The organism is Candidatus Methylomirabilota bacterium, assembly GCA_027293415.1.
Lineage (GTDB): Bacteria > Methylomirabilota > Methylomirabilia > Methylomirabilales > CSP1-5 > CSP1-5.
Map to the genome: position 1 here is coordinate 1 of JAPUFX010000123.1, position 18,579 is coordinate 18,579.

Genomic DNA, 18,579 nt, shown 5'->3' on the forward strand with positions numbered 1-18,579 from the left:
GTTGAGAAATGCATGCAGCGGAGACCGGTGACTGTTTCCCCCCAGGACACCCTGCGAGGAGCCTGGCAGATCATACGAGAGCGCCGGGTCCGGCACCTGCCGGTCGTGGAACGGGGTCGTCTCGTGGGCATTGTCACCGACCGGGACTTGAGACAGGCGCTCCCCTCCCGGGCGGTGGGTCTTGAGATGCACGAGGCCCCTCATCTCGCCGAAAAAGTCCGTATTTGGGAGGTGATGGCCCGGGCGGTGGTGACCATCAGTCGAGAAGCGCCTATCGAGGAGGCGGCTCGCCTCCTCTTGAAATACCGGATCGGGGGGCTTCCGGTCTTGAAAGGGGAAACCCTCGTCGGCATTATTACGAAGACTGACCTGCTGCGAGCTCTCCTGAGCGAGTCGGGTGGCAGCCAGCGGCCAGCCTCCCGACAGAGAGTCCGGACAACCCAACGAAAGTCGGCGACCCGGTAAGAGACTTTCCTATCTTCCTTGGGGGGCCATGGCGCGCTCTCCGCATGTACAAGCGGGTGGGACGGGATCAGAGGGTCTCTACCTTTCCGAAGGCTCATTGGTAGGGACTCGGGATGAGAGACGCAATCTTCAAGGGAGGTGACGTGTCATGCGGAGAGGGTTGATTGCCACGGTAGTGTTGATCGTTGTGCTGGGCCTCGGCGGATCCACGCTGGCTCACCAGTCTCGGAAAGGCATGGGTGGTGGCCAGATGGGTTACCAAGGGATGATGGGTCCCGGTACGGGCATGATGGGCCCGGGTACGGGCATGATGGGCCCGATGGGTTCGCCCATGATCATGGGCACCATGATGTCCATCCACGGCGAGGTGATGAGCCTCATGGGTGAGATGATGCAAAAGTACGGAGGCCAGATGGGGCAGAAGACCCCAGAGGTTCGCCAGCAGATGCAGCGGGAAATGATGGAGCGAATGGGAGAGATACTAACAAAACATGGCACGGCGTTAAAGGAAAGGGCCAAGGCTGCAGGCAGGTAGGTACAACGGGATGATCGTCAGGCGGACCAGGTGCGAACGGAATACGCATCAGCAGAGATCTGCATGACGGGCCGTTCGCCCACCGGTTGAACCGATTTTCTGGGGATGTGATTCTCGGCCTTCATTACTAGGGCCGCAGTTGCCTCTCACCCCCAATTTTTGCCTGGTTACTTACATGACCATGCAATCCTTGCACTAAGTATCAGGGCCACTCCGCACCTTTCAGCGGTACTCCTTGTCGGATTAAATCACGAGAACTCATCACAAACAAAAGGCTTGGTTCATAGGACCTGGCGTTTTGATTTATGCTGGCACATCATGTGCAGCCGCAGCCAGGTGTGCGGTGTGTCTTGCCCTTTAGATCTGAGATGTTACGAACGGGCTGGCCAATGCGGGGGGCGGTCCTGAGCCGGGTCACGCCCATATGTTTCTGAAAGAGCGAGTCAAACATCACAGAAGGCGAGACGCTGATCCGCTCTGGGTTTTTTGGTCTTCATGAGGGAAGAAAGGAGGCACAAACATGGCGCTTATCACATGTCCTGAGTGTAAAAGAGAAGTGTCGGACAGGGCCATGTCTTGTCCGTCGTGTGCTTGTCCCTTGGAAAGGGCCATGACGACCGGGGCAACCGGGAAGAAGTGGAAAGGAATTCAGCTTGTCTCGCTCGGCGCTATCTTCCTCGGGATTTTGGTCGCCTTTGGTACCTCAATACCCCAGGGGGGGGCCTATGCTGGATTCCTGATCGTTGGCGGGCTGATCGGCCTCCTGGCGGGCACGCAGGTCTTCATGTATCTCGTGGCCGTGTATTGGGGGGCACTCTTGGGGTTAAGCATTTTCTTGATAGGCTAGCCCCCATTATTCACGAACTGAGTGTCTTCGTGAATAGATGCGTCCCGCCGCTGCGGCGGGCCTCAAGGCTAGCCCTGAGCGACGCCCCGCAAACCTGGGGCGGAGTCGAAGCCCGGAGGGCAGATTATTCACTTCTATGTGAATAATCCGGGCTAGGGACCCCTCCCCCTCAACTCAGGACCGACCCCGTCTTCACGCGAACGCTGGTGCGGGTGGCAGAGGCAGGAGTCCTTGTGCTCGCCTATGCCTGTCGTACGACGCATAGCCGCGTGGAAATAAAGCATCCCCTCCCTGTTCTTCTCACCGCCAGCATGCACTGACGGCGTTTTTACCCTTGACATTCCTGCTGTTTATTATTAGTTAAATAATAGGTCAGGCTGCAAGGCTTTGGATCGATAGCCGATTCGCTCGGCTGAAAACGTCGGGGGAGTGGTGGAGTCTCCCCCATAGAGATAAACACGGATCCCTCCAGGGCCTCTCGTGCCCTTAATCGTCGATGTTTGCCCCACTCAGGCGACGCTGGCGAGATCGAATGGTAAGCTTTTGTCCTTGCCCGACATGAGCGGGCGAGGTTTTTATTTGTTTAGAGGTCGGATTCGAGAGACGAATGGCCAGAGATACACAGATCGACATCGAAGAGGAAAGCGACGCGACGACCTGGTCCCGGAGGGACTTCTTATCTCTGACGGCTTGGGGCGGGGTGTTGGCCTTTCTTTCCACGATGGCGGTGGGTTTCATGCGCTTCATGTTCCCCCGGGTCCTTTTCGAGCCGGACCCTCGCTTCAATGCCGGTCGGCCAGATACGTTCCAACCGGGGACGGTCGATACGCGGTTCAAGCAATCTCAGCGGGTCTGGATCGTCCGATACGAGGATGGGAGCTTTTTCGCGATGCTAGCGATTTGCACCCACCTCGGGTGCACTCCAAACTGGATACCGGTAGACCGCAAATACAAGTGCCCCTGTCACGGCAGTGGCTATTATATCAGTGGTTTTAACTATGAGGGGCCAGCTCCCCGACCCATGGACCGCGTGAAAATCACGTTTAGTCCCGAGGGAGATCTGTTAGTCGACAAGTCGGTCTTGTATAGCATGAAGCCGGGGCAGGATCCGGACGAACAATACCCGGACAGTCTCTTAAGGATTTAGACGACCGAGGGGGCGAGACATGATCAACTTGAAGGACTTGAAAAAGACAATCCTGGAATCCCAGGTCTGGCGTGCCATGTTCCGCCACGATTACGCCGACACCCCGCGGAACCGGACGTTACAGATCATGACGAACGTCTGGATGCATCTCCATCCGCCGAAAATCCGGCGCCATGCCATCCGCGTCCGGTTTACCTGGTGCATGGGGGGCATTACGTTTCTCCTCTTCCTGGTCCTCGTGGTGACTGGGGTCGTCCTGATGTTCTATTACCGGCCGGTGGCCGAGTATGCGTACGCCGACATGAAGTATCTGCAGTTCGACGTCCCCTTCGGCATGGTCCTGCGCAACATGCATCGGTGGGCGGCCCACGGCATGGTCCTCACCGTATGGCTGCACATGTTTCGGGTCTTTATGACCGGTTCCTACAAGTCTCCGCGGGAGTTCAACTGGGTGGTGGGCGTCGTCCTCCTCACGCTGACGCTGCTCCTGTCCTTCACCGGGTACCTGCTCCCCTGGGACCAGCTGTCAATCTGGGCAGTCACCGTGGGGACCAACATGGCCCGGGCGACGCCGCTGTTGGGTCACGAGGGTCCCTTCGCCCAGGTCGTCGGCGTGACACCACGGTACGATGCCCGAGCCTTTCTCCTGGGCGGGACGATCGTGGGCCCCCCGACCTTGCTCCGGTTTTATGTGTTGCATTGTATCTTTCTCCCCATCCTGGCCAGTCTGCTGATGATCCTCCACTTCTGGCGGATTCGCAAGGATGGCGGGATCTCGGGACCCGTGTAGGGCGGGCGACAGGTTGCGCCTTACGCCCCTGCGGATGTTGGAGGGTAGAGAATGGCAGAGGTGCCGGGACGGGCGGCGGCGGTGGCCGAGAAGGCCAAGGCAGCGCCCCAGAAGCCCAAGATAAAGCCGATTGAAGATAAGATTCACTGCTGGCCCTATCTCGTCCGGTCAGAGTTTGTCTGTTCCATAATCATCATGGCCGTGCTCATGGTGTGGTCTATCTACATCAACGCCCCGATGGAGGAGCCGGCCAACCCTACCAACACTCCCAACCCGTCCAAGGCACCGTGGTACTTCCTGGGCCTGCAGGAGATGCTCGTCTACTTCGACCCATGGATGGCTGGGGTGGTACTTCCTACCCTCATCATCGTCGGGCTCATGGTCATCCCGTTCATCGACATCAATCCAAAGGGGAACGGCTATTACACCTTCAGGGAGCGGAAGTTTGCGGTGAGCGTGTTTCTCATCGGGTTCCTGGTCCTCTGGATCAGCCTGATCGTGACGGGGGTCTTCCTGAGGGGCCCGGGATGGAACCTCTTTTGGCCGTGGGAGGTGTGGGATCCCCACAAGGTGGTCGCCCTGACGAATGTCGATCTGCCGTACTGGGGACCCTTCAAGTATCTGGGGAATCCCAAGATCTTTGGTGTGGAGCTGGTGGGACTTACGGCCATCACCCTCTATTTTTCGCTGGGGGTGGCTTTCTGGTTCTGGAAGAGCAAGACGAGTCCGATCTTGCAGGAACTGGGACCTATCCGGTACGGGATCGTCGCTTTCCTGTTTTTCACGATGATGGGGCTCCCCATCAAGATGTTTTTGCGGATCGCCTTCAATATCAAGTACATCTGGGTGACCCCCTGGTTTAATATCTGACCCGGCCGTTCCCTGACGACGTCACGCGAGGAGCAGCGGATCGATGCCACGGCGGAAGTTTGTCCCCGACGAAAAAAGATCCCTTCGGTGGATCTTCTTCGCCTCGAGCATGGTCCTCGTCGGGACGACCGTATGGGCCCTGTGGGATGAATCGGTCTCCCGTCGGCCCTGGATCAAATACCAGACCGAGTTCAAGCAACTCGAATACGGTTTGGTCCTGAAGGAATTGGAGCAGGCCCGGGCGCAACTGAATCAGCCCGAGATACAGGCAAAGCTCCAGAAACTGCGAGAAACGTTGCGATGGGCCGAGGAGGCCAAAAAGGGACCGGACTATCAGGCAGCCGTGAGGGAGGTCGAGCGGCGGAAGGCGACATATCGGGACATCAATCAGGAGCTCCGATTTACTCGGAGCGAGCTCGACGAGGTCTACTACTGGTTCGATAAGGCAAGGCATGAGGGGAAGAACCCCAGCGCCGAAGAGGCCGAGGTGAGGCGTCTGCAGGAGCGGGAACACGCACTGGAACCGCAGGCAGATGCCGAGAAGAAGGCCCTGAACGAAGCCAAGCAACGGCTGAAGACGTTTGACCGACGCATCCAGGAGGTGCGGGACAAGATCAAGGAGATTACGGCAAAGAGCGTGCGCCTGGAAGAGCGGCTGGAGGCGGTCCGGAGTCGGCCCTTGGTCATCAAACAGGTGGTGGTTGACGGCCTGGATAAGAACGAATTTGATGTCTTCGTCCTACGCGTGGACCGATGCGAGACCTGTCATCTGGGGATAGACCGTGCCGGTTTCGAGGAAGCCCCTCCGCCTTTTCAGACCCACCCAAAGCGCGAGGCGATCCTGGGCAAGCACCCCGTGAGTCGGTTCGGCTGCTCCGTCTGCCATGAAGGACAGGGGCCGGCCCTCGATTATGAGAAGCTGGTGGACGGCCGAATTCCCGACACGCCCCATGGCTTTGGCAGGGAATACGGCGGCAGTCGCCACATCCTGTGGGATTTCCCGCTGCTCCGTGGAAAGCTGGTGCAGGCCTCATGTCGCAAGTGCCACGAGGACCGGACCGAGTTCGTCACTGCTCTGAAGAGAGGTGGGGGCGAGGACGCCCAGGTGAAGTGGGTTGACCTGGCCCCCACTTTGACCAAGGGGATAGCGATGTTCGAGATCCTAGGATGCCATGGGTGCCACCCCGCCGAAGGCTTCAGAGGCCTGCCCAAGGTGGGCCCGGAGCTCACGCGGATCGCCAACAAGGTGGAACCGGCATGGCTGATCCAATGGATTCAGAATCCTCAATCGTATCTCCGCCATACCCGAATGCCGTATTTCGGCCTTTCCAAAGAACACGCGACCGCCATCGCTGCCTATCTCTTGGACCAGTCAACGCCGGATCCGCCTGTGGCGGGTCGCTTTAACCCGAACGCGTCCCCGGAAAAGGGGAAGGAGATCTTTGAGCGGGTCGGGTGCCTCGGGTGTCACGCCATGCGGGCGGTGTACGAAGAGAAGGGTCCCCGGACCTTTACGGTCGGGAAACTGATCGGCCGGGACTTCGCACCCGATCTCAGCAACGTGGCCATGAAGATCAAAGATCCGGAGTGGATCTTTCGCTGGCTGAAAAACCCCAAGGCGATCCGCCCCCGTACTCCGATGCCGAGCCTACGGCTCAGCGATGAAGAGGCAAGCGCATTGACGGCCTTCCTGATGACACGGGGAGAGCGGCAGGAGTCGCCGCCGGCCCTTTTGGCAGAGCTGAAGACAAGGGAGCGGATCGAGGAGGGGAGTGCACTTATCGGGCTGCGGGGCTGCTTCGGGTGTCACGAGATCCGGGGCTTTGAAACCGCGACCCAGATTGCACCGGAGATCAGCAATTTCGGCCACAAGCGTCTGCTCCAGCTGTCCTTTGGCGATGCCGTGGAGGTCCATCACACCTGGGAAGAATGGACCTTCTGGAAGCTCAAGAATCCGCAGATCTACACGACGGAGCGGGAGCAACTACGCATGCCGAATTTCGGATTCACCGATGAGGAGGTCAAGACACTCCGGGCCCTCCTGAGGAGCTTTGTCGATACCGAGGTTCCCAACCGGTTTCGTGAGGAGGAAACCGTCCATCGGATGGCCATTGCCAAGGGACGGCGCCTGGTCCGGAGCTTTAACTGCGTGGGATGCCACATTATCGAGGGGAGTGGGGGGGATATCCGGGTGCGATATGAGGGGCGACTGAATGAAGCACCGCCTCCCCTCGTCTTACGAAAAGGAACCCTCAGTGAGGGGGACAAGGTCCAGGCCAAGTGGCTGTTTGAGTTTCTGCATCGGCCACACCCCATCAGGCCTTGGTTGCAGATTCGGATGCCGACGTTCGGTCTCAGAGACAGCCACGTGGCGGCGCTCGCCGGCTACTTCGTAGCTCTGGCGGGGCTCGAGGTCCCCTTTGAGTTCGTCCCCCCGGTGGAGGAGCTGAGGCCCAAGATGGTTGAGGCCGGTCGAATCCTCGCGTCGGAGGAGTACTTCTCCTGCGGGAGCTGTCATGTGCAGGGGGACAAGAAGCCGGAGGGGCCTCCGGAAGGGTGGGCGCCTGACTTTTCCCTGGCGCACCGTCGTCTCCGGCCGGCATGGGTTGGGACCTGGCTCAACGATCCGCAAAAAGTCCAACCCGGGACCAAGATGCCGAGCTACTTCTTGGACGAGGATTCTGGACCGGACGACATCCTCGGAGGTGATGAGCAAAAGCAGATCGTGGCCTTGCAGGAGTATCTGTTGAGCCTCGGAAAGCGGTAACTCTAGAAGGAGACAAACAATCATGCGAAAGACTGTAACGATTTTCATCCTAGCAGGTTTCATGCTCGGGCTGTGGGCCTTGGCGAACGCTCCCGCCGCCGATGCCGCCGGTGGGACGATTACGGGCGTGGTGAAGTTCGCTGGCACGCCGCCCCCTCTCAAGGAGATTCCACCCACCAAGGACAAGCGAGTCTGCGGCAAGGCCCCCATTTATGATCAGAGCCTTGTGGTGGACAAGGGGACGAAGGGGATCCAATGGGCCGTGGTCTCGGTGCAGGGGGCGAAAGGGAAGTGGAATGGCAAAGGGGCGACTCTTGATCAGAAGGGCTGTACGTTTCGCCCGCACGTCCTGGTCACACCACCCGGCAAGATTACGGTCCTGAACAGTGACCGCATCCTGCACAACTTCCACAGCTATAGCAAGGTGAACCCCGCCCTCAACCGGGCCCAGCCCGGCTTCCGGAAGAAGATGAAAGTGGAGTTCAAGAAGCCCGAGCTTATCAAGGTGACGTGCGACGCACATTCCTGGATGAACGGGTGGATTGTCGTGACGGACGATCCCTATGTGGCCGTCACCGACGAAAAGGGCAACTTCAAGATCGAAAATGTGCCATCGGGCACGTACACCCTGGAAGTCTGGCAAGAGAGCCTCGGAACAACAACGCAGCAGGTGACGGTGAAAGACGGCCAGACAGCCAAAGTTACGTTCACGCTGAAGAAAAAGTAACTCGAGCCGAGCACCAAGCCGCCGGTGCCACGAGGGGGCAGTCCTGAATCTTGCGATCCTGTGGATCCACGTGCTCGCTGCCATCGCGTGGATAGGGGGCATGTTCTTCTTCCTTGTGGTCCTTGATCCCCTCTTCCGCGGAACCTTCCCCGCCCGAGAAGAAATCCAGATTGCCTACGCCGCAGGCAGGCGCTATCAGTTCGTTGCGGCGCGGGCCATGGAGCTGTTGCTGTTGACGGGTATCTGGAACATCGTGGCTCGGGGATGGGACGAAGGGGGGATCCTTCCGCAGCGGTTTTGGGCTATCCTGGGACTGAAAGTGCTCGGATTTGCACTGATGGTGGGCCTTCAGACCTGGCAGCGGATCTGGATGAATCGAAAGCTGGCCCCCCTGATCATCGCGGGAGGCGGCGGCATCCTTGGCGAACAGGAGTGGCGTGCCATCCAATCCCGCGTGACGGGTGTGACGCGGATCAATCTGACCATTGGGGTAGTGGTGGTTTTTTTGGCACTCATGTTGGGGAGACTCTAGGACGGCGTTAGCCGTCAGCCGTCGGCGGCCAGCACAGACTCAAACCCAACCCCCAACACCCAAGCCCCAACCGCTGACTGATGATTGCTGATGGCTAATCACTTTCCTGGATCATAAGGCTTGACAATTCCTGTCATTCCCCATTATGCTTCCGACCGGCTTTTCGACCCTTCGTGATCAGGTCGGTTTGCCCGTCGGACCGTCTCCCAGGACCGGGGGGTCGGTTTTTTCCTTGTTGACACCGTGTCTCTTTGCTTACAGATACCTTCCGGATGAGTACTGAATAAGGCTGAGAGATCCTGATGTTAGAATACCTGAAGTTAGAAACGTGGCTTCCGGAAAACGTCTCCACTTACGGGGCGGAGATCGATTTTCTCTTTTATATCATCTATTACATCACCGGGGTGGCCTTCCTCCTGGTGGCGGCAGTAATGGTGGCGTTCATTATCTTGTACCGTCACCGTGAAGGCCGCCGGGCAAGGTACGTGCATGGGAATACTGCTCTCGAAATCGCCTGGACAGTAGGGACCGCCCTCATCGTCATCGTCCTTGGCATCATGAGCAGACCATTATGGGCGAGAATCAAACAACAAGTCCCGCCGAGTAATATTCAGGTCCGTGTCACCGCGAAGCAGTTCAACTGGGAGATCCTGTATCCTGGCCCCGATGGGACGTTCGACACAGCGGATGATGTGCAGATGGACAACGAGCTCTACGTCCCGGTCAATAGGGTTGTACAGGTATTCCTGACCTCGAAGGACGTCATTCACAGTTTTTTTCTCCCGAATCTTCGGCTGAAACAGGATGCCGTGCCGGGACGCACGATCCAGGCCTGGTTCGAGGCGACCAAGCCCGGGGTGTACGAGATCCCCTGCGCCGAGCTGTGCGGGTTTGGACACTCCGGGATGCTCGGTTATCTGACCGTCTACTCCGCCGAGGACTACAAGAAGTGGGTGAAGGAGCAATGGCCTCCGTCCTGAGTTTCGGACCGAGGGCCCGTCCGCCTGAAGCAAGAGTCCAGCATTCATGGGCTGATCCGGAAGGACATTCGCAGAGGGACGGTGGATGATGAGTGAAGCCGCAGGGGTCCAGGCCACGCATGTCGAGCACGCCCATCACGAGGAGCTGGGGTTCTGGCGCACGTATGTCTTCTCCACGGACCACAAAACGATCGGCAAGCAGTTTCTCTTTCTGGGACTATTCATGATGGTCTTAGGAGGTCTACTGGCGCTCATGTTGCGGTGGCAGCTCGCCTGGCCCGAGACGGCGGTGCCGGGGCTCAGTTGGGTCCCGGAGCCCTATATGTACGAGGGGATCATTCCGCCGGAGTTCTATAACATGCTCTTCACCATGCATGCCACGATCATGATCTTCTTCGTGGTCATGCCGATCTTGGTCGGGTGTTTCGGGAACTTCCTCATTCCCCTGATGATCGGTGCCAGGGATATGGCCTTTCCCACGCTGAACATGCTTTCATTCTGGATTGGCGCGGTCGCAGGCGTGGTGATGCTCACGGGGTTCTTCGTGCCCGGCGGGCATGCGGCCACCGGCTGGACCGCGTACGCGCCGCTCTCCGCCAAGGCGATCTACACGGGTGTGGACTGGGGGCAGAACATCTGGTGCATCAGCCTCATCCTCCTCGGCATTTCCTCCCTCATGGGCTCGATTAATTACATCACCACCATCGTGAATATGCGGGCACCGGGCATGACCTGGTTCCGCCTGCCGCTGGTCATCTGGACCCTCTTCGTCGTGGCGGTCCTCCTCTTGCTGGCGTTGCCCGTGCTCACCTCCGCCCTGGCCATGCTCTTGTTCGACCGGATGGCCGGGACGTACTTCTTCCTCCCCAAAGGCGGTGGCGAGCCACTGCTGTGGCAGCACCTCTTCTGGTTCTTTGGCCATCCGGAGGTCTACGTCCTGATCCTCCCCGCCATGGGGATCGCGTCGGATGTCCTCTCTACCTTTTCACGTAAGCCGATCTTTGGTTACCGGTCCATGGTGTACGCCATAGTTGGAATCGCATTTCTCAGTTGGGCCGTCTGGGGTCACCACATGTTCCAGAGCGGGATGAACCCGGCGCTCGGCACCGGCTTCATGATCACGACGATGGTCATTGCGGTGCCGTCGGCCATCAAGACGTTCAACTGGCTGGGCACCATGTGGGGTGGCTCGATGGTGTTTACGGCGGCGATGCTGAATACCCTGGCGTTCGTCTCCATGTTCGTGATTGGCGGGCTGAGCGGCATCTTCATGGCGAACACGCCGGTGGACATCTTCATCCATGATACCTACTTCATCGTTGCGCACATCCATTACGTGGTCTTTGGCGGGAGCGTCTTCGGCATCTTCGCGGGCATCTATTACTGGTTCCCCAAAATGTTCGGCCGCATGATGAACGAGACGCTGGGGAAGATTCACTTCTGGCTGACCTTCGTCGCCTTCAACTGTGTCTTCTTTCCGATGCACATCCTCGGCGTGGGGGGTATGATGCGGCGGATCTATAACCCGACGCAGTATGAGTTCTTACTGCCGCTCCAGCCGATCAATGTCTTTATCACCATCAGCGCGATCTGTCTCGGCCTCGCCCAGATTCCGTTCGTCATCAATTTCTTCTGGAGTCTCTTTGCCGGGAAGCAGGCCGGTCTGAACCCGTGGCAGGCGAATACGCTGGAGTGGAGTGCGCCCTCGCCGCCACCGCACGGCAACTGGGGCGAGACACTCCCGGTTGTGTACCGCGGCCCGTATGAGTACAGCTCCCCCGAGGTAGCTGAGGACTACCTCCCGCAGGATCGACCCCTGGTGCCGCACGTCGCAGCGGCGCATTAATTAAAGGATGGACCGGATGGCGGAATCCCTTCAACCGCTCGACATCGGTCGACGGCAGGGTACTGTGTGGCTTCACCGGTTTGCGCTGTTGACAGCAGGGGCCACGTTCCTGCTCATCTGTGTTGGCGGACTCGTCACCAGCACGGGCGCTGGGCTTGCAGTGCCGGACTGGCCGACCACGTTTGGACGCAATATGTTTCTGTATCCATGGTCGGAAATGGTTGGAGGCATTTTTTACGAACACAGTCATCGACTGATCGGGGCAAGCGTTGGTTTCTTGACACTGACCTTGGCCTTGTGGCTTTGGATCACGGAGCCGCGAGAATGGCTACGCTGGCTCGGGGTCATCGCTCTGGTGGCGGTGATTGTGCAAGGGGTACTCGGAGGCCTCCGGGTGGTCTTCCTGGAGCGGACGCTTGCCATTATTCATGCCGCCCTGGCCCAGGCCTTTTTTGGACTGACAGTGAGTGTGGCTTTCTTTACGTCCAAGGAGGGGAGGGAAGAGCCACCAAAGACCCCGGCGGTGGGTGCCAGTCGCTTACGGCGCCTCGCCCTCCTGACCTTGGGTTGTATCTATGTCCAGCTGATTTTCGGCGCCACGTTGAGACACATGGGGGTAGGAATTGGTGCGCATCTACTCCTTGCTGCCGTGGCGACCATCTTGATCTTCCACCTGGCGAGGTATATTCTGAGAGGTCAAGCAGATCAGCCGAAACTGGTCCGGCCCGTCGCTCTGCTGGGCGGACTGCTGGTCCTGCAACTCGTTCTGGGTCTGGGGTCATACCTCGGCAAATTCACCACCCTTGCGGTGGCTTTACCCCGTCTTTCCTTGGTGGCGCTCCCCACCACGCACGTTGCCACCGGAGCGCTCATGCTGGTCACCTGCCTCGTGTTAACGCTCCGGATCTTTCGACTGTCGGCCTCTCTGGTGCCTGTAGTCGCCTGGGAATTCATCCCCGCCCATTCGACAGGCAGGTCGGAGGCATGAGGGAGAGGATAAGAGCGATGGATACCGGGGTGACACGCGTGCAGAGGCACCCGGCGGACTTTCTGGCGCTGACAAGACCCCGCGTGGTGGTGATGGTCCTAGTCACCACCCTCGTCGGCTTCTACCTCGCCTCGGTAGGAGCGCCAGACTATGTCCGGCTGGTCCATACGCTTATTGGCATTGCCCTCGCGGCTGGCGGAACGTTAGCGTTGAATCAGTACCTCGAGCGAGATGTGGATGCGCGGATGAAGCGCACACGGCTTCGACCCTTACCCGACGGGCGGCTCCAGCCCATCGAGGCGCTCGGTTTCGGTGTGGCGATCACCGGGCTCGGACTCCTGTACCTGGCTTTGTCCGTCAATGTCCTCAGCGCCTTCGTCACTGCCATCAGTGTGGGGAGTTATCTCTTTCTCTACACCCCGCTGAAACGCAAGACCTCGCTCTGCAGCGTGGTGGGAGCCGTGCCCGGGGCCCTGCCGCCGGTAATTGGCTGGGGAGCCGCCCGGGGCGAGCTAGGCCTCGAGGCCTGGATCCTCTTTGGCATCCTATTTCTCTGGCAGATCCCGCATTCCCTGGCCATCGCCCGGCTGTATCGGGACGACTATGCCCGGGCGGGCATCCGCGTGCTGCCGGTGGTCGAGCCGGACGGGGGAAGCACGGGGCGACAAATTGTCAGCAACTGCCTGGCACTGCTGGCCGTAGGCCTGTTACCGACGCTCATTGGCCTCGCGGGACCGGTCTATTTCGTCGGAGCGATTGTGCTGGGGCTCATGTTCCTCGGATGTGGGATCCTTCTTGCGATTTCCCCCTCGGAGGCGTCTGCACGCCTCCTCTTATTCGCTTCCCTGGTGTATCTGCCGGCGCAGCTTGGGCTGATGGCACTGGATAAGGTGCCGTTTTAGGTTGAGAGGAATGAGTCATCGTCGGGGCACGCAGAGGAGATTCGAGGGACGTACTATCGATCGCGACACCAAGGTCCAGAACCAGCGCACAGGGGTGATACTCCTTGTTTTGATCGCGGTCCTGTACGCCACCGCAGTCATTAGTATATTGGTGCTGAATTAGCAGGCGCATTCGGCGAGCCGCCGTTCAGGGTCGTGAGAGATGGGAGTCGAGACCACCGTAATCGACAAGATCGAGGAGATTCGAGCTCCGGTTCCCCCAAGTTTCGATGACGGCCCGCCCCCGGAATTCCCTCGGGACCGCTTCGGCCGGGGGGACGATGGCCGTTGGGGACCACCCGTCAGCAACGCCCGATTGGGTATGTTGATGTTCCTGGGGGCAGAGGCGATGTTCTTCGCTGGGCTGATCGGTGCCTTCCTGGTCTTTCGGTTCGGGAGCGTGATGTGGCCTCCGCCCGGCCAGCCCTATCTGCCTGTTGGCGTGACCGGCGTCAACACCGCCATTCTCCTCTTCAGCGCCTACACGATGCGGCGCGCCCTCCTTGCCATCCGTGGTGGGGACCGGCAGGAGCTTATCCGATGGCTTCTGGGGACGGTTCTCCTTGGGACGATCTTTTTGGGGGTGCAGGGGTACGAGTGGATTCGCCTCGTGCGCTATGGTTTCACTCTGTCGAGCGGCCCCTACGGGGCCACGTTTTATACGTTGATTGGAACCCACGGCGTCCACGTCTTCGGCGCGGTGCTTTGGCTGTTAGTCGTGCTTGCCGGGGCGGGGCGCAACCGATTCTCGGCTGAGAGACACATCAACCTCACGCTCTGCGGGATGTACTGGTACTTCGTGGTAGGCCTTTGGCCCGTTCTCTTCACGCTGGTGTACTTGAGCTGACCCTTCGGAGCAAGCTGTGACCTGCGGGGGGACTGATCCGAATGCTCCTTAACGCGTGGAAATCGGTCATGGGGCGATGCGCGGTCCTTGCACTGGGAATTGTGGTAGCGGTCTTCCTGAGTTCCGTTACCGCGCACGCCTGTTCCGTCTGTGGGGGCTCCGCGATGGGCACAGACCCGGGCGCGGGCTTTAAGTGGAGTATCCTTTTTCTCATCCTGATGCCATATGCCGTCGTGGGTGCGATCGGCGGGTGGCTGATCTACACCTACCGGCGTGCACTCGGACACCGGAGGAAAAAGGCGTCCGGCCAGGGTCTCGCGTGGATACAAAAGGAGGGTGAATATTGAGTCAAGTTGCTACTGCACATCCCTCTGTTGAACCTGCAGAGTCACCCCTGACTCCAGAGAGTTGGGGCAAACTCGGGATGTGGGTCTTCCTGGCCGGGGACGCCATGTCCTTTGGGGCCCTGCTGGCCGGATACGGTGTCCTTCGGTACAGCAGCGTCGACTGGCCTGTCCCCGCAAGCGTCCTCGGGATCAATCTCACGGCCTTTATGACTTTCCTGCTGATCGTCAGTAGTGTCACCATGGTGTATTCGCTGGCGTCGATCCAACACGGTGATCAGTTATGGTTCAAGATCTTCCTCGCCTTGACCGTCTTGAGTGGGGTCATATTTCTGAGCTTGCAGGCCTATGAATGGACGCACCTGATACACGAAGGGCTGGGCTTCACCGCCAATAAGTGGGGGGCCTCCCTGTTCGGGACGACGTTCTTCGTCATTACGGGGTTTCATGGGGCGCATGTGACCGGAGGCGTCATTTATCTCTCCTGCTATCTGATCCAGGGGCTCCGGGGGCGTTTGCCGCGGGATGCTGCGAACCATATCGAGATTGCTGCCCTGTACTGGCACTTCGTGGATCTGGTGTGGATCCTGGTCTTTACCTTTGTCTACCTGCTGTAAGGGAGGGTCGGGGATTGGCAACGGCTCACAAGATGCCTAGATACTGGCTCATTATGATCTGGCTGGCGGTGCTGACGGTTGCCGAGATCGCGGTCATCTATGCGCCGATGGCGAAGATGGTGATCGCCATTCTCCTTGTTGGTTTGGCGCTGACCAAGGCGTTGCTGGTGGCGATGTACTTCATGCACCTGAGATTCGAACCGCGAACGCTGGGCCTTATCGCCCTGACTCCATTGATTCTATGCGTCTTTTTGCTGTTGATGCTCGTTCCCGACCACACCGCAGTCCCTCACAAGACGACGGTAACGGAAACCGCTGAGCACTCCACAGCCCCTGAGTGATTGCTGCCGGGGGTGCCCCCTTCTTGATTGTCGGTTCGCCGCTCATCCCGGGGGATATTCGCGAAAAAGAACGGTGGTCTCCGTTTCCGGTCCTGCCAACCCCTAACGTGACTCTCATGGGTAACGTCCGGGAGTAAGCTCTTCAGAGACTCACACGTTCGGTGGGGCGCCTCCATCGGGCATGAACTGGGGGCCATCCCATGCGGTGAGTGGCGGTCTCGCGGTGATGACGATATGAAAGATCGGTTGGTTCTCCCAGGCATCGGGCTCGTCTCTATTGTCGTCCTCCTGGGTGTGGCGTTCATTCTGTTGGGTCGCCAGGCCCAGTTCGAGGGCGGTGGTACGATTTCCGGCCTCCCCGCTGTGAACGCCTTTCTCAACGGGACGAGCGCCGTACTCCTCACGGTGGGGTATCTCTTCATCCGCCGGAAAAAGGTCACTCGCCACAAGATCTGCATGGTGACAGCCTTCGGCGTCTCGTGCCTCTTTCTGGTGTCTTATCTGATACATCACTACCAGGTGGGCTCGACCCCCTTTTCCGGCCAGGGCTGGATTCGGCCGGTCTACTTCACCCTCCTCGTCACTCACATCTGCCTCGCCGCGCTCATCGTCCCCTTAGCATTAACCACGATCTATCGTGGCTTAAACGCACAGTTTGGCAAACACGTGAAGATTGCCCGCTGGACCCTTCCGATCTGGCTCTATGTCTCTGTGAGCGGCGTCGTTGTATATGTAATGCTGTACCAGCTCTACCCGGCGCGCTAAATGAGGCAGCAGTCTGGGAGTTCGTATGCGTCCGCTCGACTCACCTGCGCGGGACGATGCCAACAAGGATGACGCCACCTCTCTGCTTCCGCTTAAACCGGAGCGTTTCGTAGAGGTTCTGGCGGCCGTCGTCTTTGGGGATCCCGCTAAGGGCGTTCCCCCCTCGCCCGCCCTCCGGAACCGCTTCCTCGTGGCCTTTGCCCAGGGAGAGTTCACCCGCACGCAGCTCATCGCCTACGGGATCCAGCACTATCAACTGGTCAATAATTTTACACGCTATCTCGAGCACGCCCTGGTATGTGCGCCGACCCGCTCCGTGGACGATTGGCGGGTCAAATCGTTCATCGCCGAGAACCTTTACGAGGAATACGGGGAAGCGGTCCGTGGTGAAGACCATCCCTCGCTGTATCGCCGGTTCCTCCGCTCCGCCGGGATCACGGAGGTCCTCGGCCTCGATCCGATGCTGCCGGACGAGGAGTTGGCCCACACACTGGAGCGGGACCTGGTCCTCTTCCGCGAGACGAAGGAGTTCATTGACCAGCACCTACGGATGGCGGCGAGCTTCCTGTCAGCCCTGGGCGCCGTGGGGCCGGGGCACGAGTGGGCGATCCCCGTCATGTTTCTCCCGCTGATCGAGGGGCTGAAACGGTACCAGCAGCGCCACAAGGTACCCCTCGACACTACCTATTTTACCCAGCACGTGGAGGCGGACGAGAAGCATGGCGAACTGCTGCGGAACGCCCTGGTGCTTAACGCGCGGTCGAAGGGTGATCAAGAAAGGATCCGCATGGCTGCCGAGAGGTCGCTGGCTCTCCGAGCCAGATTTTGGGAGGCGCTGTACGATCGCGTGCTGAGCTCAGAGCGCCCGGAAATCGGCCGACGTTGAAGGTGGTCTTAGGGAGGTGGAGACCGAACGCGTTCGCGATGAGATCCGCGCAAACAAGCATGGCTGCGAAGTTGGACATACTGAGCGCGGGGCTCGGGTCGCTTACGAAAATCACGAAACCAGCTCGGGTTTGTCTCTGCCTGTACGCCCGCTCGTCGGCGGCGGGCCATTGTGCGACCTGTTCTACGGAGTGTCAGCTGAGGATTTCGACGCTGTCGGCTTTGGGACCGACATAGCGGAGGGCGTTTCAGCGTTCCTTGAGAAGAGGCCCGCTGAATTCAAGGGCCGCTAGTTGCTGCGAGCGATCAGCTGCGTCAGCGCCCGGCGGGCCGGTGGATAGTTGGGCTCAATCTCCAGGGCTGCCTTGAACGACCGGCGCGCTTCATCCCACTCACCGAGCTGCGAATACGCGCGCCCAAGATTCATGTGAGCGAAATGATAGGATGCATAGCGCGGCGCATCGAGCGCCTTCTTCAGCCACGGTACGGCGTCGTTGGGTCTGCTCAACTGCAGCAGATAGGCGCCGATGTCGTTGTACGGATTTCCGAACGTCGGGTCGGTGGCGATCGCCCTTTCGCACTCCGCGATTGCGTCGTCCAGCCGGCCCATGAAGCTGTAGGTCCACCCGAGGAACGTGTGAGCCTCGGCACTGGGGTGAAGTGAGATCGAACCCGTATAGAGCTCGACCGCGCGATCGAGATCGCCGCCTACCTGGGACTGGTAGGCCTGCTTGAATAACTCGACCGCGCGCTCCTTCTGGTCCATAGGGCGACAACCTAACGGCGTGATGCTCTGGAATACACCCGCTGGAAAGAAAGTCCTCAAAGATCGCAGAATGTTGTACTTTCGCTGATGCAATTATGGCCCGAAAATGAGTCCCCTAGCGCCGGGTACGCTAGGGGTGGGAGTTAGTTAGTCAAGGAGAACTCTGGGTTGTACGAACCTACGAGGATTCCGCTCGCTGCCACACGAGCAGCCTTAAACCGGCGCTGGGCTGGTTTTAACCACCCGGAAGGGGACTCATTACACTCGAGCTACATAGTAGGAGACGTCTTCTATGTTTGGAAAGGCTCCTGCGAGCGTCTGCGCCGCGCCGCCGCCGGCCAGCTGAAGCTCCTGTTCTCGCTAGGGGCGTGATGTACGGGTTAGAAACGCATATACGGGACTATATATGAGGTTTCAGGGGTCGCAAATCCCGTACATCACGCCTATCCTGTATGGAGCAGCATAGTCATAGCATAGTCAGCGGGGCTATGGGTGCCGGAACGGAAACGTCCGGCTAGGGACGACGAAGACGACGAAGACGAGGACCTGAACGACGAGGACGAGGAGGAAAATGATGAA

20 protein-coding genes are annotated in these 18,579 nt (G+C 59.2%); 19 read left to right on the forward strand and 1 reads right to left on the reverse strand.

Features of this window, described 5'->3' with window-relative positions; genetic code table 11:
• The 19 genes from O6929_08610 to O6929_08700 all read left to right on the forward strand — a co-directional run.
• On the forward strand, nt 1-465 hold a 465-nt coding region (locus O6929_08610; GenBank protein ID MCZ6480448.1), incomplete at its 5' end, for a CBS domain-containing protein.
• A gap of 148 nt (nt 466-613) precedes the next feature.
• Nucleotides 614-1,000, forward strand: coding sequence for a hypothetical protein (locus O6929_08615; protein MCZ6480449.1), 387 nt, complete (start codon nt 614-616; stop codon nt 998-1,000).
• A gap of 610 nt (nt 1,001-1,610) precedes the next feature.
• On the forward strand, nt 1,611-1,847 hold the full coding sequence (locus O6929_08620; GenBank protein MCZ6480450.1) for a hypothetical protein: 237 nt from the start codon (nt 1,611-1,613) through the stop codon (nt 1,845-1,847).
• A 607-nt stretch (nt 1,848-2,454) separates the two neighbouring features.
• A complete protein-coding gene (locus O6929_08625; GenBank protein MCZ6480451.1) occupies nt 2,455-2,994 on the forward strand; it encodes a ubiquinol-cytochrome c reductase iron-sulfur subunit in 540 nt (179 codons plus the stop codon).
• A gap of 19 nt (nt 2,995-3,013) precedes the next feature.
• Complete coding sequence (locus O6929_08630; protein ID MCZ6480452.1) at nt 3,014-3,784, forward strand: cytochrome b N-terminal domain-containing protein; 771 nt, start codon at nt 3,014-3,016, stop codon at nt 3,782-3,784.
• A gap of 51 nt (nt 3,785-3,835) precedes the next feature.
• Nucleotides 3,836-4,654 (forward strand): cytochrome C, encoded by an 819-nt coding sequence (locus tag O6929_08635; protein ID MCZ6480453.1) that lies wholly within the window; start codon nt 3,836-3,838, stop codon nt 4,652-4,654.
• A gap of 43 nt (nt 4,655-4,697) precedes the next feature.
• Nucleotides 4,698-7,421: a c-type cytochrome gene (locus O6929_08640; protein ID MCZ6480454.1), complete on the forward strand. Its 2,724-nt coding sequence runs from the start codon at nt 4,698-4,700 to the stop codon at nt 7,419-7,421.
• Between the two features lie 22 nt (nt 7,422-7,443).
• Complete coding sequence (locus O6929_08645; GenBank protein ID MCZ6480455.1) at nt 7,444-8,148, forward strand: carboxypeptidase regulatory-like domain-containing protein; 705 nt, start codon at nt 7,444-7,446, stop codon at nt 8,146-8,148.
• 100 nt (nt 8,149-8,248) lie between these two features.
• Complete coding sequence (locus O6929_08650) at nt 8,249-8,680, forward strand: hypothetical protein (GenBank protein MCZ6480456.1); 432 nt, start codon at nt 8,249-8,251, stop codon at nt 8,678-8,680.
• A gap of 302 nt (nt 8,681-8,982) precedes the next feature.
• Nucleotides 8,983-9,660, forward strand: coding sequence for a cytochrome c oxidase subunit II (gene coxB, locus O6929_08655; GenBank protein MCZ6480457.1), 678 nt, complete (start codon nt 8,983-8,985; stop codon nt 9,658-9,660).
• An 88-nt stretch (nt 9,661-9,748) separates the two neighbouring features.
• Nucleotides 9,749-11,506 carry a cbb3-type cytochrome c oxidase subunit I gene (locus O6929_08660; protein ID MCZ6480458.1) on the forward strand — a complete coding sequence of 586 codons (1,758 nt, stop codon included), beginning with the start codon at nt 9,749-9,751 and terminating at the stop codon, nt 11,504-11,506.
• A gap of 16 nt (nt 11,507-11,522) precedes the next feature.
• Nucleotides 11,523-12,494 carry a COX15/CtaA family protein gene (locus O6929_08665; protein ID MCZ6480459.1) on the forward strand — a complete coding sequence of 324 codons (972 nt, stop codon included), beginning with the start codon at nt 11,523-11,525 and terminating at the stop codon, nt 12,492-12,494.
• A 17-nt stretch (nt 12,495-12,511) separates the two neighbouring features.
• Nucleotides 12,512-13,396 carry a heme o synthase gene (cyoE, locus tag O6929_08670; protein ID MCZ6480460.1) on the forward strand — a complete coding sequence of 295 codons (885 nt, stop codon included), beginning with the start codon at nt 12,512-12,514 and terminating at the stop codon, nt 13,394-13,396.
• 202 nt (nt 13,397-13,598) lie between these two features.
• Nucleotides 13,599-14,282, forward strand: a complete 684-nt coding sequence (locus tag O6929_08675; protein MCZ6480461.1) for a cytochrome c oxidase subunit 3 — start codon at nt 13,599-13,601, stop codon at nt 14,280-14,282.
• A 68-nt stretch (nt 14,283-14,350) separates the two neighbouring features.
• Nucleotides 14,351-14,629, forward strand: a complete 279-nt coding sequence (locus tag O6929_08680; GenBank protein MCZ6480462.1) for a hypothetical protein — start codon at nt 14,351-14,353, stop codon at nt 14,627-14,629.
• Nucleotides 14,626-15,243: a heme-copper oxidase subunit III gene (locus tag O6929_08685; GenBank protein MCZ6480463.1), complete on the forward strand. Its 618-nt coding sequence runs from the start codon at nt 14,626-14,628 to the stop codon at nt 15,241-15,243. The genes O6929_08680 and O6929_08685 overlap by 4 nt, the downstream gene beginning before the upstream one ends.
• A 53-nt stretch (nt 15,244-15,296) precedes the next feature.
• Nucleotides 15,297-15,584, forward strand: coding sequence for a cytochrome C oxidase subunit IV family protein (locus tag O6929_08690; protein ID MCZ6480464.1), 288 nt, complete (start codon nt 15,297-15,299; stop codon nt 15,582-15,584).
• 234 nt (nt 15,585-15,818) lie between these two features.
• Nucleotides 15,819-16,349, forward strand: a complete 531-nt coding sequence (locus O6929_08695) for a DUF420 domain-containing protein (GenBank protein ID MCZ6480465.1) — start codon at nt 15,819-15,821, stop codon at nt 16,347-16,349.
• Between the two features lie 25 nt (nt 16,350-16,374).
• Complete coding sequence (locus tag O6929_08700; GenBank protein MCZ6480466.1) at nt 16,375-17,235, forward strand: iron-containing redox enzyme family protein; 861 nt, start codon at nt 16,375-16,377, stop codon at nt 17,233-17,235.
• A gap of 288 nt (nt 17,236-17,523) precedes the next feature.
• Here O6929_08700 and O6929_08705 read toward each other — a convergent pair whose 3' ends face one another.
• Entirely contained in the window at nt 17,524-18,000 is a 477-nt protein-coding gene (locus O6929_08705; protein MCZ6480467.1) for a tetratricopeptide repeat protein, read from the reverse strand.
• Between the last annotated feature and the right edge of the window lie 579 nt (nt 18,001-18,579).

Excerpts from the sequence above, each read along its gene's own strand:
- O6929_08615 (MCZ6480449.1), top strand. The coding sequence starts at position 614 with ATGCGGAGAGGGTTGATTGCCACGGTAGTGTTGATCGTTGTGCTGGGC.
- O6929_08620 (MCZ6480450.1), top strand. The coding sequence starts at position 1,611 with ATGACGACCGGGGCAACCGGGAAGAAGTGGAAAGGAATTCAGCTTGTC.
- O6929_08625 (MCZ6480451.1), top strand. The coding sequence starts at position 2,455 with ATGGCCAGAGATACACAGATCGACATCGAAGAGGAAAGCGACGCGACG.
- O6929_08630 (MCZ6480452.1), top strand. The coding sequence starts at position 3,014 with ATGATCAACTTGAAGGACTTGAAAAAGACAATCCTGGAATCCCAGGTC.
- O6929_08635 (MCZ6480453.1), top strand. The coding sequence starts at position 3,836 with ATGGCAGAGGTGCCGGGACGGGCGGCGGCGGTGGCCGAGAAGGCCAAG.
- O6929_08640 (MCZ6480454.1), top strand. The coding sequence starts at position 4,698 with ATGCCACGGCGGAAGTTTGTCCCCGACGAAAAAAGATCCCTTCGGTGG.
- O6929_08645 (MCZ6480455.1), top strand. The coding sequence starts at position 7,444 with ATGCGAAAGACTGTAACGATTTTCATCCTAGCAGGTTTCATGCTCGGG.
- O6929_08650 (MCZ6480456.1), top strand. The coding sequence starts at position 8,249 with ATGTTCTTCTTCCTTGTGGTCCTTGATCCCCTCTTCCGCGGAACCTTC.
- coxB (MCZ6480457.1), top strand. The coding sequence starts at position 8,983 with ATGTTAGAATACCTGAAGTTAGAAACGTGGCTTCCGGAAAACGTCTCC.
- O6929_08660 (MCZ6480458.1), top strand. The coding sequence starts at position 9,749 with ATGAGTGAAGCCGCAGGGGTCCAGGCCACGCATGTCGAGCACGCCCAT.
- O6929_08665 (MCZ6480459.1), top strand. The coding sequence starts at position 11,523 with ATGGCGGAATCCCTTCAACCGCTCGACATCGGTCGACGGCAGGGTACT.
- cyoE (MCZ6480460.1), top strand. The coding sequence starts at position 12,512 with ATGGATACCGGGGTGACACGCGTGCAGAGGCACCCGGCGGACTTTCTG.
- O6929_08675 (MCZ6480461.1), top strand. The coding sequence starts at position 13,599 with ATGGGAGTCGAGACCACCGTAATCGACAAGATCGAGGAGATTCGAGCT.
- O6929_08680 (MCZ6480462.1), top strand. The coding sequence starts at position 14,351 with ATGGGGCGATGCGCGGTCCTTGCACTGGGAATTGTGGTAGCGGTCTTC.
- O6929_08690 (MCZ6480464.1), top strand. The coding sequence starts at position 15,297 with ATGATCTGGCTGGCGGTGCTGACGGTTGCCGAGATCGCGGTCATCTAT.
- O6929_08695 (MCZ6480465.1), top strand. The coding sequence starts at position 15,819 with ATGAAAGATCGGTTGGTTCTCCCAGGCATCGGGCTCGTCTCTATTGTC.
- O6929_08700 (MCZ6480466.1), top strand. The coding sequence starts at position 16,375 with ATGCGTCCGCTCGACTCACCTGCGCGGGACGATGCCAACAAGGATGAC.
- O6929_08705 (MCZ6480467.1), bottom strand. The coding sequence starts at position 18,000 with ATGGACCAGAAGGAGCGCGCGGTCGAGTTATTCAAGCAGGCCTACCAG.